Origin of the sequence: Allorhizobium paknamense (assembly GCF_030815125.1) — a bacterium.
Taxonomy (GTDB): Bacteria; Pseudomonadota; Alphaproteobacteria; order Rhizobiales; family Rhizobiaceae; genus Allorhizobium; species Allorhizobium paknamense.
The window spans coordinates 677,131-692,305 of record NZ_JAUSWH010000001.1 but is presented as its reverse complement, the minus strand read 5'-3'; the positions used below and the strand labels follow the sequence as shown (position 1 = coordinate 692,305).

At 62.4% G+C, this 15,175-nt stretch carries 16 protein-coding genes; 7 read left to right on the top strand and 9 right to left on the bottom strand.

All coding sequences use genetic code 11. The features are described from left to right. The first annotated feature begins 3 nt into the window (after positions 1–3). The 5 genes from QO005_RS03265 to QO005_RS03245 all read left to right on the top strand — a co-directional run bounded on the left by QO005_RS03265 (position 4) and on the right by QO005_RS03245 (position 3,691). Entirely contained in the window at positions 4–1,602 is a 1,599-nt protein-coding gene (locus QO005_RS03265) for a Na+/H+ antiporter subunit D (RefSeq protein ID WP_307156509.1), read from the top strand. Then, entirely contained in the window at positions 1,599–2,075 is a 477-nt protein-coding gene (locus tag QO005_RS03260) for a Na+/H+ antiporter subunit E (protein WP_307156508.1), read from the top strand. Before QO005_RS03265 ends, QO005_RS03260 begins: the two co-directional genes overlap by 4 nt. Then, on the top strand, positions 2,072–2,482 hold the full coding sequence (locus QO005_RS03255) for a cation:proton antiporter (RefSeq protein WP_307156507.1): 411 nt from the start codon (positions 2,072–2,074) through the stop codon (positions 2,480–2,482). The genes QO005_RS03260 and QO005_RS03255 overlap by 4 nt, the downstream gene beginning before the upstream one ends. Further along, entirely contained in the window at positions 2,479–2,832 is a 354-nt protein-coding gene (mnhG, locus tag QO005_RS03250; RefSeq protein WP_307156506.1) for a monovalent cation/H(+) antiporter subunit G, read from the top strand. The genes QO005_RS03255 and mnhG overlap by 4 nt, the downstream gene beginning before the upstream one ends. A gap of 427 nt (positions 2,833–3,259) precedes the next feature. Further along, positions 3,260–3,691 carry a Ros/MucR family transcriptional regulator gene (locus QO005_RS03245; protein ID WP_307156505.1) on the top strand — a complete coding sequence of 144 codons (432 nt, stop codon included), beginning with the start codon at positions 3,260–3,262 and terminating at the stop codon, positions 3,689–3,691. Positions 3,692–3,917: 226 nt separating this feature from the next. On the opposite strand, the gene QO005_RS03240 is transcribed toward QO005_RS03245, so the two are convergent. The 6 genes from QO005_RS03240 to QO005_RS03215 form a co-directional block, all read right to left on the bottom strand. After that, positions 3,918–4,763, bottom strand: a complete 846-nt coding sequence (locus QO005_RS03240; protein ID WP_307156504.1) for an inositol monophosphatase family protein — start codon at positions 4,761–4,763, stop codon at positions 3,918–3,920. After that, entirely contained in the window at positions 4,760–5,506 is a 747-nt protein-coding gene (locus tag QO005_RS03235) for a DUF1868 domain-containing protein (RefSeq protein WP_307156503.1), read from the bottom strand. Before QO005_RS03235 ends, QO005_RS03240 begins: the two co-directional genes overlap by 4 nt. A gap of 154 nt (positions 5,507–5,660) precedes the next feature. Next, positions 5,661–6,704 carry an ABC transporter ATP-binding protein gene (locus QO005_RS03230; RefSeq protein WP_307156502.1) on the bottom strand — a complete coding sequence of 348 codons (1,044 nt, stop codon included), beginning with the start codon at positions 6,702–6,704 and terminating at the stop codon, positions 5,661–5,663. Between the two features lie 3 nt (positions 6,705–6,707). Further along, entirely contained in the window at positions 6,708–7,628 is a 921-nt protein-coding gene (locus QO005_RS03225) for a carbohydrate ABC transporter permease (protein WP_307156501.1), read from the bottom strand. Between the two features lie 4 nt (positions 7,629–7,632). Continuing rightward, a complete protein-coding gene (locus tag QO005_RS03220; protein WP_370877997.1) occupies positions 7,633–8,520 on the bottom strand; it encodes a carbohydrate ABC transporter permease in 888 nt (295 codons plus the stop codon). An 85-nt stretch (positions 8,521–8,605) separates the two neighbouring features. Next, on the bottom strand, positions 8,606–9,910 hold the full coding sequence (locus QO005_RS03215) for an extracellular solute-binding protein (RefSeq protein WP_307156499.1): 1,305 nt from the start codon (positions 9,908–9,910) through the stop codon (positions 8,606–8,608). A gap of 169 nt (positions 9,911–10,079) precedes the next feature. On the opposite strand from QO005_RS03215, the gene QO005_RS03210 reads away from it, so the two are divergent. Next, the gene (locus tag QO005_RS03210; RefSeq protein WP_307156498.1) at positions 10,080–11,240 is read left to right on the top strand and encodes an ROK family transcriptional regulator; all 1,161 of its coding nucleotides are present in this window, start codon (positions 10,080–10,082) and stop codon (positions 11,238–11,240) included. 145 nt (positions 11,241–11,385) lie between these two features. Here QO005_RS03210 and QO005_RS03205 read toward each other — a convergent pair whose 3' ends face one another. Continuing rightward, positions 11,386–11,568 (bottom strand): hypothetical protein, encoded by a 183-nt coding sequence (locus tag QO005_RS03205; RefSeq protein ID WP_307156497.1) that lies wholly within the window; start codon positions 11,566–11,568, stop codon positions 11,386–11,388. 411 nt (positions 11,569–11,979) lie between these two features. Between QO005_RS03205 and QO005_RS03200 the strand changes: the two genes are divergently transcribed. Continuing rightward, on the top strand, positions 11,980–13,128 hold the full coding sequence (locus QO005_RS03200) for a DUF2336 domain-containing protein (RefSeq protein ID WP_307156496.1): 1,149 nt from the start codon (positions 11,980–11,982) through the stop codon (positions 13,126–13,128). A 42-nt stretch (positions 13,129–13,170) separates the two neighbouring features. Here QO005_RS03200 and QO005_RS03195 read toward each other — a convergent pair whose 3' ends face one another. Together QO005_RS03195 and QO005_RS03190 are read right to left on the bottom strand one after the other, a co-directional pair. Further along, a complete protein-coding gene (locus tag QO005_RS03195; RefSeq protein ID WP_370877989.1) occupies positions 13,171–13,509 on the bottom strand; it encodes a DUF1491 family protein in 339 nt (112 codons plus the stop codon). Positions 13,510–13,617: 108 nt separating this feature from the next. Further along, positions 13,618–15,072, bottom strand: coding sequence for a methyl-accepting chemotaxis protein (locus tag QO005_RS03190; protein WP_307156494.1), 1,455 nt, complete (start codon positions 15,070–15,072; stop codon positions 13,618–13,620). Positions 15,073–15,175 lie beyond the last annotated feature (103 nt).

Below are 15,175 nucleotides of genomic sequence, written 5' to 3'. Positions count from 1 at the left end.
CGCATGGCCGCTTCCACCCCCGCCGACACCGCCCTTATCGAGGCGCTCCGCTTCGCCCATGTCGAAGGCACCGCAGGCCTCGACGCCTGGCTGCCCATCCTGCCCGTGGCTATCGGTCTCGGAGCGGGCGCGCTTTTGATGATGATGCGGCTGAAGACGGAGCGCCACCCGCTGGTGGCGTTGCCGGCGCTGGCGCTGATCGTGCTCATCGATCTGGCCCTGCTTGTGCATGTCGCGGGCCAGGGGCCGCTGACGGTGATGATGGGCAGTTGGAAACCGCCTTTCGGCATTGCCTTTACCGCCGATCTCACCGGCGTATCCTTTGCGCTGGCCGCCGCCGTGGTCGGCCTTGCCTGCGGCATTTACGGGCTGGAGGATATTTCCACCTCCGGGCGGCGCTACGGCTTCTATCCCTTCCTGCTGGTGATGATGGGCGGGGCCTCCGGCGCCTTCCTCACCGGCGATGTCTTCAATCTCTATGTCTGGTTCGAGGTGCTGCTGATCTCCTCCTTCGGCATGCTCATTCTCGGCTCGGAGCGCGAGCAGATCGACGGGGCGCTGAAATATGCGGTGCTGAACCTCATCGCCACCACGCTGTTTCTCATCACCGTCGGCTTTCTCTACGGCCTGTTCGGCACGCTCAACATGGCGGATCTGGCGCAAAAGGCGGCGTCTGCCGATGCTGCCCTGCCGATGATGACGCTCGCCACCCTGTTTGCGCTGGCCTTCTGCATGAAGGCGGCGGCCTTTCCGGTGAATTTCTGGCTGCCCGCCTCCTACCACACCCCGAAAATCGTCGTCTCGGCGCTGTTTGCGGCCCTGCTGACCAAAGTCGGGGTCTATAGCCTTATCCGTGTCGTCGTCATGCTGATGCCGATCCAGCGCGAGGGATTGAGCCTGACGCTGGGCGTGGTTGCGGCGGCCACCATGGTGCTGGGGGCGCTCGGGGCGCTGGCGCAATCCGATACGCGCAGGCTGCTGGGTTTCGTGGTGATTTCCGGCATCGGCTATATCCTGTCGGGCATTGCCATCGGCGCGGTACAGGGCCTCAGCGCCGCTCTGTTTTATGCGCTGCATTCCATCGTGCTGATGGCCGCCCTTTATCTGGTCATCGGTCAGGCGGGGCGGCTTGGCGGCGGCTTTGCCTTGCAGGGCCTGTCCGGCATTTTCCGCCTGGCGCCCGGCTTTTCGCTGCTGTCGCTCTCGCTCTTCTTTGCCGCCAGCGGCCTGCCGCCCTTTTCCGGCTTCTGGCCCAAGGCCATGCTGGTCAAGGCGGCCATCGATATCGGCGCATGGTGGCTGGTGGCGGCCTTGCTCGTTTCCGGCTTCCTCATCACGCTGGCGCTCGCCCGCGTCTTTCTGCTGGCCTATTGGCGCGGCGCGCCGGAAGAGGGGGAGGCGGTGCCGCCAACCTCGCCGGTTATTGCCACGGCACGCCCGTCGCGGCATGCGGTTCTGCCCATCGCGCTGCTGGCCGCCTTCGTCTTCTGGTTCGGCCTGTTTCCCGAGCGGCTGATTGCGCTGACGCAGGATGCCGCCGCCACGCTGATCGATCCGCGCGCTTATATCGCCTCGGTCTTTCCAAAGGGGGCTGCCCCATGATGCTGTTCATCGTCAATCTTCTGCTTGCCTTCGTCTGGGTGGCCGTCAGCGGCAGCGCCACGCTGCACAATCTGCTGTTCGGTTTCGTTCTCTCGCTGCTGGTGGTCGGCCTGTTGCGCGAGCAGGTGGATGGCATCACCTATCTGACGCGCCTGAAACGGCTCATCATGCTGCTGCTGCTGTTTCTGTGGGAACTGGCGAAATCCGCCTGGAGGGTCACGGCGCTGGTGCTGTCGCCCTCGCTCGATGTCCGCCCCGGCATCTTTGCCTATCCGCTCACCGTCACGCGGGATTTTGAAATCACCCTGCTGGCCAATCTCATCACATTGACCCCCGGCACGCTGTCGGTCGATGTCTCGGAGGATCGCCGCACGCTCTATGTGCATGCGCTGGATTGCGCCGATCCCGAGGCCGCCCGCCGCGAGATCGCCGAAGGCTTCGAACGCAGGATCAGGGAGGCTTTTGAATCATGACGCCGGATATGCTGATCCACACCTCGGCCAGCATCGGCCTCGTGCTGCTGGCCGTGGCCTTCCTGCTCACCGTCTACCGGGTCATTCGCGGACCGACCCTGCCGGACCGCGTGCTGGCGCTCGACATGCTGGTCGGCATCGTCATCGGCTTTATCGCCGTGTTCGTGATTCGCTCAGGGTATACACTTTACATCGATATCGCGATTTCTCTCGGTCTTGTAGGCTTTTTGAGCACGGTGGCCTTTGCCCGCTTCATTCTGGTGCGCGGCGTCATCGGTGAAACGCCTGAAACAGGGCCTGCTGTGCAGGCCGTTCAGGACCAATTAGCTGTGGAAAAACTCCGGCGGGAGCGGCGGGAAAAACGCCGCCGGACATGGACGACTCTGTCCCAGAAGGAGACGGAATGATGCAGTGGCTACTTGCAATCTTAACCTCTGCGCTGCTGCTGGCCGGTTCCTTCTTTGCCGTCGTGGCGGCCATCGGCATCAATCGCCTGCCGGATTTGTTTACGCGCATGCATGCCGCATCCAAGGCCGGAACAGTCGGATCGGGGCTTTTACTGCTGGCTGTCGGCATAAACTCAGGAGAATTACCGGTTTTTGCCAAGGCGATTGTCGGGTTTTTCTTCTTTGTACTGACCGCGCCGCTTTCGGCCCACCTGCTGGCCAAGACGTCGCATCAGGTGGGCTATCCGCTCGCCGAAGCGACGTTGCGGGATGAAATGGCGGAGGATCTCGCCCGCAAAAAGAAGGATTAAGTTAATAATGTATGAACGGCGCTACCAGCAAAGTATCGGTAGAGCAGAACGATATTCATATTTTGCCAGCACTAGATTTTTTTACCCCAAAGAATTTGGATAAATTGTCGCTGGACATTTGATGCTGGCTGCGTAATCCATTACAGACGCTATACCGACAGCTTCGAAGCGATTTGCAGGGCTATGTGTGGTGCAGATTGCAAGGATGCCGGGAATTCAGGACTGGACCGTCTCTTTTTCAGTCTGAAATCCTTTCGTTTCTTGCAAGAATTGTTGCCTTACCTGCAAAATCTGCGGTTTTTTCGAAGACTGCTTTGGTGTTGAAAGGCTTGGGGGTAACTCACTGGGGCCGCGCAAACGTCCCCTTCATGCCGGCAGTGGATGGCATTTTTAAACTGTCCGGCAGGCAGACCGATAGGAGAAAGAAATGAGTGAAACGACATTTGGATCGTCCGAGCACGATCTTTTCGTCGAATTAACGGCAGAGATCGTTGCTGCCTATGTCAGCAACCATGTTGTGCCGATCGGAGACATCCCGCATCTCATCTCGGATGTGCATGCCGCCCTGTCCAACACCTCCACGCCCGCACCTGCCGCTCCGGTGATCGAGAAGCAGAAGCCCGCCGTGGCCGTGCGCAAGTCCATTCAGGGCGAGCAGATCATCTGCCTGGAATGCGGCGGTTCCTTCAAGTCGCTGAAGCGCCACCTGATGACGCATCACGGTCTGGCTCCGGAAGAATATCGCGAAAAGTGGGATCTGCCCGCCGATTACCCGATGGTGGCCCCGGCCTATGCGGAAGCCCGCTCGCGTCTCGCCAAGGAAATGGGCCTCGGCCAGCGCCGCCGTCGCGGCAAGTAATTCCCTCGCGGCTCCTCAAAAGCCGCGCGGGCCGCTGTCTTTAGACAGCCGCAAAGAAGGCCGGGCCAGAAGCCCGGCTTTCTTGCGTTTGGGTCAAAAATAACCCTTGGATTTTTAGGGTTTTTGTCCGCCCCCTCATCCGGCTGCAGCCACCTTCTCCCCGATGGGGAGAAGTCCCCGGCAGGGGGATGAGGGGCAGGCGCGCACGGCGCTGTATTGTGCGCCCTTATCCGCCGTACAGAATCTGCCTTATGGCGCGCGCAGACATCCCCCGGGCGGCAACGATCAGCGGCCTCTCCGGTCGGGTTGGATCATAACCCGTCTCATCCCCGGTCGCAGTGCCCGAAAGCACCTCGGCGCCGCATTCTTCCGCCACCAGCACGCCTGCGGCATGGTCCCAGGGCCTGGCGGTCGGCACGGCGATGAAATCGGCATGGCCGAAGGCAAACAGCCGGTATTCATGGCAGGAGCAGCGCAGGCCGCTGATGCGCCCGAACCGCGTCAGCCGCACGGCCAGCGCCTCGCGCCTGTCCGGCGGGTGTAAGAAGAGCATGACCAGCCCGTGCGCCTCCGCAAGCGGCCTTGCGGACGGACCACGCAGCGGAAGCGGCGGATGGTCCGCCCGGCAAAACCACGCGCCGCCGCCCTTTTCAGCCATCACCCAGTCATCCATCAGCGGATCGTAGAGCAGGCCAAAGATGGTTTCGCCGCCGATCCGCACCGCCAGGATCACCCCGAACAGGCTGAGCCCGCTGGCAAAATTGCCGGTGCCATCCACCGGATCGAGGATCACGGTCATGTCCTTTCCCGGGAACTGTCGCAGCAGATCCGCATCCACTGACACCGCCTCTTCGCCCAGCACGAATGCCCCGGGCAGGAGGCGGCCGATCGCCTGCGTCAGAAACCGCTCTGCCTCGCGGTCGGCAATGGTCACGAGATCGTCGGGCGCTGTCTTGCTGGAAACCTCGCCTGCGGTAAGGTTTCTGAAGCGCGGCAGGATGAAGCGCCGCGCGGCCTCGCGCACGGCCTCGATCAACCCGTCGATGGCCGCCGGATCGAGCTTTCGGCTCATGCCGGGCGGCTCCGGGTCAGCAGGCGGCGCGGCTCGAAATGGTGCATGGTCTCGAATTCGCAGAACTCCACCGGTCCCAACCTGATCGCGGAGAGTGGCGCGCGGTAGCGCTCGCTCACCTCGCGGCTGAAATCCACCATTTCCCGCGCCAGCGGTTCGCTTACCCAGTCGATGAGATAGGCCAGCGAGATGTGGAACACATAGGAATCGAAATCGCTTTGCGGAATGCCCGTCACCTCCCGCAGCACCCGCCGGGTCTGGCGCAGTTCTGCCTCGTCCGCCTCGGTCGCGCCTTCCACGGTCAGGCTATGGGCAGCAAAGAGATCGACCAGATGAATGGTGCGGCTTTCGGGCAGATCCACACCCTCCAAACGCCGCAGCAATTCCGCCGTCACCCGGTTGCGCTCCTGCGGCCAGGCCACGCCCTCCGGCCAGCCATTGCCGGGCATGGTGCCGGGCGAGACGCCCTGAAACACCGTCATATGAAAGCTCGACGGCGGCAGGAAGGTGAAGAAGCGGTTGAAGCTGCTGCGCTTGATCTCCTCCTGCAAGGCGCGGATCGCCTCGAATTCCGGCGATGTGGGGTCGATATGGCAGATGAAGGTATTGCCCGGCCAAAGCTGCACGCTGCCATCGGAATAGAACTTGCCGCCGCCGCCGGGCAGCGAAATGCCGGAAGGGCGCGGCTTGTCATAAAGCCTGCCGGTGAGATGGGCGATGGCATCGGGGCGGGAGGGTTTCATGGTGGTCCTTTCTGAGGGGTTTAATACGAAGAGTCATTGAAAATGACTCTTCGTATTCCTTTTTCGAATATCTCAAGCCTTTGATGCATTTGAGATATTTGAAATTCTTTCAAGGCGAGGATGCGTTAGCATCTTCGAGCCTTGGTATAATAGGTCAGATCCGCAAACCGCTTTGCGGATCGAAGAGGTGAAGATGGTCCGTAGGCAGGTGAAGGCAGATCTCGTCCGCATCCGTGATGCTTGCGCCGAAGGGCGAGGCAATCTCCAGCCGCTGACCGTTTTCAAGCGCCACCACGAGCGACGCATGCGAGCCCATATCCTCGCGGTAGAGCACACGTGCCTTTAGTCGCCCGCCGCCCGTGACGATCTTTTCCGGGCGAATGCCAAGCGTCACCGGCCCCTGATGCGGATGATCGGCTATCGCCGTGCCATCCGCCAGCCGCAATGTGCGGCCATCGCCGCTGACGCTCAGCAGGTTCATCGGCGGCGCGCCAATGAATTCCGCGACAAAGGTGGAAGCGGGGCGGTGATAAAGCGCCTGCGGCGTGTCGAATTGCGCGATCTGGCCGTCTTTCAGCAGCATCACCCGGTCGGCCAGCGTCATCGCCTCCACCTGGTCATGGGTCACGAAAATGCTGGTGGCGCCAATGCGGCGGTGGAGCTGGCTCAGTTCCATGCGCATGCCGTGGCGCAGCTTGGCGTCAAGATTGGAGAGCGGCTCGTCGAACAGCAGCACCTTCGGCTCGCGCACGATGGCGCGGGCAATGGCCACGCGCTGCCGCTGACCGCCGGAAAGCGCGGCCGGGCGGCGGTCGAGATAATCGCCCAGTTCCACCACGCGAGCCGCCTCCGCAACGCGCCGCTCGCGTTCAGGCTTTGCGACGCCCGCCACCTTCAGCGCATAGCCGATATTGTCCCGCACGGTCATATGCGGATAAAGCGCGTAATTCTGAAAGACCATGGCGCAGCCGCGATCCTTCGGGGCCTTGTCCTGTACGGCCTCGCCGCCGATCAGAATGCGCCCGGAACTGACCCGCTCCAACCCGGCAATCATGTTGAGCAGGGTGGATTTGCCGCAGCCGGACGGGCCGAGAATGGCGATGAATTCGCCATCGGCAAAGGTGACGTCAAGGCCCGCAATTACCGGCGTGCCATTATAGGCCTTGGCGATGTTCTCCAGCGCAATCGTGCTGCCCATGGCTTATTTCTCCGCAAGAGTGAGGCCCTTGACGATCCGCCCCTGCATGAGGCCGATCAACAGGACGGGAAGGAAGGAGACGAACAGCGCACCCGCCATCATCATCGGCACGTCGGGGATCTGGTCGAGATCGGTGCTGGCCAGCCGCGACAGGCCGACGATTGCCGGTTGCCGATCCGCCGAGGTGGCGGCCACCAGCGGCCAGAGATAGGCATTCCAGCCGCCGATGAACCAGAAGATGAAGGTGGCGATCAGCGGCGTTTTCGACAGCGGCAGCAGGATGTCGGTCAGGAAGCGCAGCGGTCCCGCACCATCCATGGCAGCGGCGCGCGGCAGATCGCGCGGCAGGCCGAGAAAGAACTGCCGGTAGATGAAAACCGAGGTGGAGGAGACCGCAAGCGGCGCGGCAATGCCCGCATAGCTGTCCAGCAGGTTCCATTCCAGATGCGGCACGCCGCCGCCCGCCCCGGAGAGCAGCGCGCCAAGGCCGGTTGTTTCCAGCAGCGCATTCAGCGGCATCGCCACATTGGCCACCACCTGATAGGTCGTTACCACGATCAGATCCAGCGGCAGCATCACGGTGGCCAGCGTCAGCGCAAAGACGATCCGGCTCCAGCGGCTGTCGAAAAACACCAGCGCGAAGGTGGCCAGAAAGGCAAAGCCGCATTTCACCGCCGCCACGATGAGCGCGATGATCAGCGAGTTCAGCACCTGCCGGGGCAGCGGCGTATCGCGGATGATATGGGTAAGATTGGCAAGGAGCGAAGCCCCCGGCATGAGGCTGATGCCACCGGCGCGCAGAAAGGCCTCATAGGATTGGCTGGCCACCACCACCGCGATGACAATGGGCAGAAGAATGGCGGCAATGCCGGCCAGCAGCAGCACGAGGGCGATGCGGTCGATGCCGCTTCTGTCTTCGATCATCGGGTCACCGCTCGTATTTCACATGGCGTTCCAGCCGGAACTGCAACAGCACCATGGCAATCACCATCAGCATCAGCAGTACGGTCTGGGCAGACGCGCCGGACAGGTCATAGGCCTGAAAGCCATCGGTATAGATCTTGTAGATCAGCAGGCTGGTGGCATCGCCCGGGCCGCCATGGGTCATGGTGTCGATCAGGCCGAAGGGCTCCACCGCGGCCCCGATGAATTCGAGCACGAAGGTCAGGAAGAGTTGCGGTGTCAAAAGCGGCAATTGCAGGTCACGCATGCGCCGCCATGGCCCCGCGCCATCCATGGCGGCGGCGCGCACCAGCGTATCGGGAATGGTCTGCAAGCCCGAGAGCAGGATGATGAAATTGAACGGCAGGCTGTGCCACACCTGCGCCAGCACCACGGTGGCAAAGGCCTGGGTGCCGTCGATGCGCGGGTTCCACAGTCCCGGAAAGAGCGCGTTGACCGGGGCGAAAATGCCGAGAAACGGATTGAAGATGAAGGTGAAGATGACCCCGATCGACACCACCGAGATCGCCTTGGGCCAGATCAGCACATTGCGCGCCAGCCGCGACATTTTCAGCCCCCGGTCCGCCGCCAGTGCCAGTGCCAGCGCCGCCGCAAGGCCAAGCCCGGAGGACACCAGCATGAAGACGAGACTGCGCCGTGCCGCCGCCCAGAAACCGGCATCGCCGAGCAATCGGGCAAAATTGTCGAAGCCCACGAACTGCGCGCCGCCGCCAAAGGGCTGCTCCAGAAAGAAGGACCAGTAAAAGGCAAGTCCCACCGGCAGGTAGAAGAAGATCAGGATCAACAGGAGAATGGGCGCCACCAGGGCCGCATAGAGCCATCCCCCCGAATAAAAGGTCAGTCGCATCGTGATCCCTGTTCTGGCAAGGGGTTGGCGCATTTCCGGGAAAGTGCCTGGCTGTTTTGCGTCCGGAAATGCTTTTATGGAGGATTGCCCCTCACTGCATCGCCGCGCCGCGATAGGTCTTCTCAAAACGGCGCAGCAATTCGTTGCCCTGGCGGGCGCTATCGTCCAGCGCCTGCTGCATCGGTTTTTCGCCGTTGAAGGCCTTCTGGGTTTCCTTCAGGAAAATGTCGCGGAACTGCACGAAGAAGCCGAGCCGGATGCCGCGGCTGTCGTCATTGCCGGGTTCGGCCAGCGAGGATACGCCCAGATCCGCCACGGCAAATTCCGGGGTGGCCGCCTTGCCGGAGATTTTCAGCGCGGTGAGCGCCGAGCCGGTCATCAGCAGGTAGCCGGTCTTGCCGGCAAAGGCGATCTGCTGGTCGTCGCGGCGCAGGAAATCCAGAAACGCCTTGGCCGCCTCGATTTCCGCCGGGCCATGGCCCTTCATGATCCAGATGGAAGCCCCGCCGATCAACGTGTTGTGGCGGGTCTTGCCCTGATACATCGGGGCGAGGCCGATCATCACCTTGTCGCCCAGCGCCTTGTAGGCTGCGCCATAGCCGCCGGTGGAGTTTTCCACCATCGCGCATTCCCCGGCATTGAAGGCGGCGTCGAACTTGCCCGTCTTCGTATCCTGCTCCAACCGCAGCAGCCCCTCGTCGCGCCAGCTTTTCAGGTTCTGGAGATGGGTGGCCGCAAGGCCTGTGTTGAAGGTGTAGGTGGCGTCCAGCCCGTCATAGCCGTTATGGCGGGTGGCGATCGGCTCGCCGTGACGGGCGGAAAACTGCTCCAGCACCCGCCAGGACAGGCCATCGGTGGCAAAGGGGCAGGCAATACCGGCGGCCTTGAGTTTGCGCGCATCCGCCACCAGTTCCTCATAGGTGGCGGGAAGGGCGCTGATGCCCGCCCTGGCGAGAAGCTCCCGATTGCCGTAGAGAATGAGGGTCGAGCCATTATAGGGTTGCGACAGCAGCGCGCCCTTGGCCGTCTGGTAATAGGAGCGAGCGCCGGGCAGATAATCATCCCACTTCACCTGCGGCAGTGCCTCGCTCACCGGCTCCACCGCGCCAGACAGCATCAGATCCAGCGTGCCCGCGTCGAAAAACTGCATCAGCACCGGGTTCTTCTTCGCACGATAGGCGGCAATCGCCTTCTGCATGGCCACTTCATAGCTGCCCTGGCCAACGCAGGTCACGCGGTCGCGGCTCTGGGCGGCGTTGAAGGCCGAGCAGGCGTTCTGGATCGCCTCTTCGCCAAGGCCGGTATTGCCGTACCAGAATTCGATATCGGCCGCCTTCGCCACCGATGCGGCACTGGCCAGCGAAAGGGCCGAGGCAAACAGGAATTTCAGCATCATCAGGTCCTCGCAGACGGAGTGGAGTGATCTGCGAGTGGTTATTACACTTTAAGTGTGACATGTATTTGAAGCCTGCTTCATACTGTCGGCGGTTTTCCTGGTCCCGCTTGTGTCCCCCGGCTTTTTCGGCAAAAACCAATGGCCCGTTCCTGCAATGTCTTGAGTCTCCATGCCCGCTGCCTATGATCCTCACACCCTGATCGATGCCCGTTATCGCCGGGAAGGCGCGGGCTCGCCGGTGGTGTCGCTCAATGAGCGGGCCATTCTGTCGCTGCTGTGGGACAGGCCCGATCTCACCCGCTCGGCGCTGGGGCCGCGGCTTGATCTCACCCAGCAATCCATCCACCGCATTCTGGCGCAGCTTCAGGAGCGGGGGCTGATCCGGCTGGGGCCGCTGGAGCCGCCGAGCTACAAGGGCAAGCCCAGCCCGCGCCTGCTGCTGAACGACCGCTACACCTGCACGGTGGGGATTGTGGTGAACACCGACAGCGCCGGGGTCGCCGTCATGGATTTCGCCGGAGGCTTCGAAGCGGTGCCGCTCTCCATCCAGGATCTCTCCATGGAAGAGGCGCTTTGCCGGATCGAGGCGGCGATTGCGCCGCTTCTGGCGCGGAAGGGCTTTCGGGAGCAGGATGTTTTCGGCATCGGCTTTTCCATCGCCGGCTTTCTGGTCGAGGGCACGCGCTACAATCCGCCGGAGCCCCTGTTCGAGTGGTCGAAACAGCATCTCGGCCCCACTCTGGCCGAGCGGTTCGGACGCCCAGTCTGGACCGAAAACAGCGCCAATATGAGCACGCTCTGCGAGCGCATGCTGGGCGTGGGGCGCGAGGTGGCGAATTTCGCCTATCTCTCCTTCAATTACGGCTTTGGCGGCGGCGTGGTGCTGAACGGCAATCTGGTGCGCGGTGGCTTTGGCAATGCCGGCGAGTTCAGCGGCATGTTTACCGAGCATGAATGGCGTGATCGGCCGACAATGGCGAGCCTGCTGGCGTCTCTGGCCAGCCACGGGGTGAAGGTGAACAGCATTGCCGATCTGGCGCGGGATTTCGATCCCGCCTGGCCGGGCGTTGAGGCGTGGCTGGAGCGCGCCGCGCCGCATCACAGCCGCGTCATCAATGTGCTGTCTTCGGTGATCGATCCGGAAGTGGTGGTGCTGGGTGGCCAAATTCCCGCAGCCCTTGGCGAGGCGCTGATTGCCCGCACGGACATCTATACCAAGCCGCGTTACGGCATCTTGCGCCGCATGCCCCGGCTGGAGCTTTCCCGCATCAAGGGCGAAACAGGTGCCATAGGAGCCGCCAGCCTGCCATTGAAGGAGGTGTTCGTTTAGGGCGAATGTCCGCAAACCCTATAGCGCCGTGCGCCATCTATGGCGCACAAAGGTTCGCTGGCGCGCTTTAAATCTGCTGCATAATTTTATCCTTAAATCGATGCCGATTTAAGGAATTATGCGGTAGAGCCCTGCCAACGCCTGTTCAGGAATGGAGTTCCGGGGGGTACTTTCCCGTCAGCGATGGCGCGCCGATCAGAAGCGGTTCGCTGTTTTGAATGTAGCGCACGCCGGTAAACAGGAGAATGCGTGCCGGGGCCGGTTCGGGCGGGCGCGTCTTTGCCGGTCGTTGGTCCAGGCGGTCTTTCAGTCTTACGATATCAGCCATGCTCGTCTCCCATCACAGTGTCCGAGACGGATGAAGCGATCGATCTCACCCTGCCCCTTTCGGGGGCCAACGCAGTCCGCATCCACCGGTTCCAGGCGCCGGTTCGGGGCGGGCATCTGCGTCTTTCTCATCAGGCATTCCATCACGAAATGCGTGAAACACACCTCATCTGCCACAACGGGATACAGCTTCAGATTTCACTGATCCCGCCTGACATCCGATGATAGTTTGTTCCATCAGATGTTTCTTATTAAACACGATCCATGGTTAACAGCCTGCTAACGATTTCACTCTATCTTGAAGATAAATGTATGGCGTTGAAGCATCTGCGGGGCGCGTGCCTGCCATTGCGCCCCGGGAGATGTGAAGGAGAGGCTGGCGCATGCAGCGTGGGCCAGAACGGGTAATGTCGTGGAGCATCAGTTTCGGGCGCTTGAAAATCCGAGGATCGGCCGCAAGAAAGATGTGGTTTTGATGGCCACCGTGTCGAGTTTCGATAGTCTCGATCATCCTGCCAGAACGGATCTCCGGCAATTTGCCCTGCTGTTCCAGCCGCTGTTTCAGGCCTCTTCCGAGGAGGCGCGCCGCGAAGCCGTGGCGGCGCTGTCGCAATCGCCGCATGTGCCCGCACCGGTGGCGCTGTTCATCGCCAGCCAGCCGATTGCCATTGCCGCACCTTTTCTCGTCTCCTCGCCCTGCCTCAGCGATGACCTGCTGATCACCATTGCCCGCAGCCAGGGCCGGGCGCACGCCCGCGCCATCGTGCGGCGCGAGGCGCTGTCGCCCGCCGTGATCGACGCGCTGGTCGGTATGCGCTTCATCGAAGCGGAAAAACAGGCGGGCCAGCCCTTTGCGTTTGGCCCGGTGGAAGAAGAGGCGGCCCCCACCATAGCCATGCCGCCCGAGGCCGCCCTGGACATGACCGAATTGCCGGAGCGCCCTGTGGCGATCCGCGAGGACAGGAAGGCTGCCGCCAAGGCAAAGCCGGAGAGAAAGCCGCGCCGCGCGCTGAATTCCGCCCCCGAAAGCGCTTCCCCCGCCGCTGACGAGACCGAACGCCTGCGGCTGGAGCGGGAGGAAAAGCTGCGCCAGACCATCAAGGCGCTGGACCGTCACCTTAACCGCCCCGATCACGACCGGCTGGGGGCAAGAAACCTTTCTCCGGCGCAGGAGGCGCTGCTGGTGCGTTTTGCCCGCGCCCGCGAGGCAGGGCCCTTTGCTACCACGCTTGCCGATGCGCTCGGCTCCAGCCGCTGGCTGGTGGAACGGATCATGCTCGATACCTCCGGACGGCAACTGGCGACGGCACTGATGGCGCTGGCCATGCAGATTTCAGACATCATCCATGTGCTGACGCGCTTTTTCCCGCATCTTTCCGAGCGGGAGGAGGGGGAGCCGCGCATTGCCCGGCTGATCGCCTCGCTCAATGGCCGCGACTGCGAAAACCGGCTGGAAGCCTGGCTGCGCGCCGACGCCTACACCTACCAGACCGGTGAAAGCCAGCCGACCACCCCCGGCGCGGGCAACACCCGCATCAAGCCCGCCTCCGGCAGGGCGTAATACCAAGGTCATTTTCAATGACCTTGGTATTAATGCATGTTTTCATACGAGCGGCAGCAGATCGCCCAACTCATCCACCTCGATTTCCACCAGCCAGAGATCGGGGTCCCATTTGCGCTCACGGGCAATCAGTGCTGCGACCTCGTCTGGCTCTGCCGCCGCGAGGCGGATTTCGAAACGGCGGCTGGCCGCACCTTCCTCATCCACCAGGCTTTGCGGAGCAGGGCCGTAGAGGGTTTCGCGGCCATCGCGAAAGCGCTGGCGCACGAAGATCGCGCCCGCTTCCTCCATGCCGCGATGCTCGATGGCGGCAAAACCGCCCTGACCGAACACCCGCCGCACCAGGGCCGCCACGAAAATATCGGAGCGTAAGCGTGTCATGACCATCCAGTTCGAACTTGTTTTATCATTTTTCTCTAATGCATGTCCGCGCGGACATCATCGGCAATCTGCCGGTCTTTAGAGCATGTCCACTTTCCTGGAAACACTCTAAACCTTGATCGCCAGCCTGAGCCCGCCCCAGTGGCGGCCGTGGACCGTGATGGGGGCGGAAATATCCTTCATCAGAACGAACTGGCCGCCGCCCATGTCGCGCCGGTAGGTCTGCACCAGAAAGGGTGCGGTGCTGCGTCCGGCGGCAAGCCCCACCCGGTCATTGAACATGCGGCGATTGCGGCAGTTGGCGGTGTTCCACACCGGATCGCCGGGCCGCTGCGGCTGAGAAAACCGCGCATTGTGGGTGGGGAGATAGCCGTTCAGATCTACGGCAGCGCAGAAGCCGATCCGCTCGCTCATCGACAACACCGGCTCCTGGATGGGAGGTAGAATCTGGTCGGCAAGATCGGTATAGGCCGTCAGCATCTGCACCGGGTCGCTGCCGGGAATCGGGCGGTACTGTGTGTCGAACAGCGCGTCGAGCCTGATCCGGCCGCTGGCCACCACCGCCTCGAAGGCCGAGGAAATTGCCGCTGCCGTGGCGCATGCCTTTTCAATAAAGGGTGTATCGGCGGTCTCGATCCCGGCGCTGGCGGTGATCTGCACCAGCGTTTCCGACATGGCCACCACCTTGTCCACCCGGGCGGCGGCCTGTTGCAGGGCGCGGTCGGTGGCGTCCACATCCGCACTCATGTCATCCAACTGCTGCACGAAGCCCTGGCATTGCCGGTCCATCTGCTCGGTGGTGGCGGCCATGACCGCCGTGCTGTCGAGAATGCCCACCATCACCTCTTCCATGGAGGAGAAGGTGGCGGCCAGCCCGCGCGAGGTTTCCTGCACGGTTTCCGCACTTTCGCTGGCGCCGCGCCCGGAGGCTTCCAGCCGCACGATCTTGTCGCGAATTTCGTTCAAAATGGTCTGGATGCCCGACGTGGCCTGCGAGGTCTGCACCGAAAGGGCGCGAATTTCCGCCGCCACCACCGCAAAGCCCTTTCCGGCCTCCCCGGCGCGGGCTGCCTCAATGGCGGCATTCAGCGCCAGAAGGTTGGTTTGCCGGGCAATACTGCCAATATCGCCCGCCACCTTGTCCACATCGGAGAGCGAGCGGCCAAAGCCACCGATGTCCGTCGTGATCTCCCGCGACGCATGCACCAGAGTCTCGATCTGGCCGACCGCGCCGCTCAGCCGTCCGGCGGAACTGGAAAGCATGCCGCGCGCCTGCCCGGCGCGGCCATCGGCCTCGCGCAGCCCTTCCGCTACGGCGCGGTTGGCGCGGGCAATTTCCAGCGCATCCCGCCGCACCGCCTCGAAGGTCTGCGACTGCCGCCGCGAAACTCCCGCCATATCCTGAATGGCACCGGCAATATCGACAATGTCGATGCCAAGGCTTGACGCTTCCTGGGCGATCCGCCCCACCATTTCGCGCAACTGGCTATGGCTGAGCGACTGGCCAGCCTGACCGTCCTCAGCCTCGCGATGCGGTTCCTCTTGTGAAAGTTGAAGTGCCATGTCCTTCCTCCCGCGGAAAAGCATGATCCTGCATGGTTAACAAAGCTGAAAGAAATGCACGTGAGAGAGGGACTGAGACGAAAGTCATAGGGCTTTGCCCCTG

Bases quoted from the DNA above. Each gene is read 5' to 3' on its own strand.
- QO005_RS03225 (WP_307156501.1), bottom strand. From the start codon at position 7,628: ATGATCGAAGACAGAAGCGGCATCGACCGCATCGCCCTCGTGCTGCTG.
- QO005_RS03230 (WP_307156502.1), bottom strand. From the start codon at position 6,704: ATGGGCAGCACGATTGCGCTGGAGAACATCGCCAAGGCCTATAATGGC.
- QO005_RS03205 (WP_307156497.1), bottom strand. From the start codon at position 11,568: ATGGCTGATATCGTAAGACTGAAAGACCGCCTGGACCAACGACCGGCA.
- QO005_RS03245 (WP_307156505.1), top strand. From the start codon at position 3,260: ATGAGTGAAACGACATTTGGATCGTCCGAGCACGATCTTTTCGTCGAA.
- QO005_RS03210 (WP_307156498.1), top strand. From the start codon at position 10,080: ATGCCCGCTGCCTATGATCCTCACACCCTGATCGATGCCCGTTATCGC.
- QO005_RS03235 (WP_307156503.1), bottom strand. From the start codon at position 5,506: ATGAAACCCTCCCGCCCCGATGCCATCGCCCATCTCACCGGCAGGCTT.
- QO005_RS03260 (WP_307156508.1), top strand. From the start codon at position 1,599: ATGATGCTGTTCATCGTCAATCTTCTGCTTGCCTTCGTCTGGGTGGCC.
- QO005_RS03195 (WP_370877989.1), bottom strand. From the start codon at position 13,509: ATGACACGCTTACGCTCCGATATTTTCGTGGCGGCCCTGGTGCGGCGG.
- mnhG (WP_307156506.1), top strand. From the start codon at position 2,479: ATGATGCAGTGGCTACTTGCAATCTTAACCTCTGCGCTGCTGCTGGCC.
- QO005_RS03215 (WP_307156499.1), bottom strand. From the start codon at position 9,910: ATGATGCTGAAATTCCTGTTTGCCTCGGCCCTTTCGCTGGCCAGTGCC.
- QO005_RS03240 (WP_307156504.1), bottom strand. From the start codon at position 4,763: ATGAGCCGAAAGCTCGATCCGGCGGCCATCGACGGGTTGATCGAGGCC.
- QO005_RS03255 (WP_307156507.1), top strand. From the start codon at position 2,072: ATGACGCCGGATATGCTGATCCACACCTCGGCCAGCATCGGCCTCGTG.
- QO005_RS03265 (WP_307156509.1), top strand. From the start codon at position 4: ATGGCCGCTTCCACCCCCGCCGACACCGCCCTTATCGAGGCGCTCCGC.
- QO005_RS03190 (WP_307156494.1), bottom strand. From the start codon at position 15,072: ATGGCACTTCAACTTTCACAAGAGGAACCGCATCGCGAGGCTGAGGAC.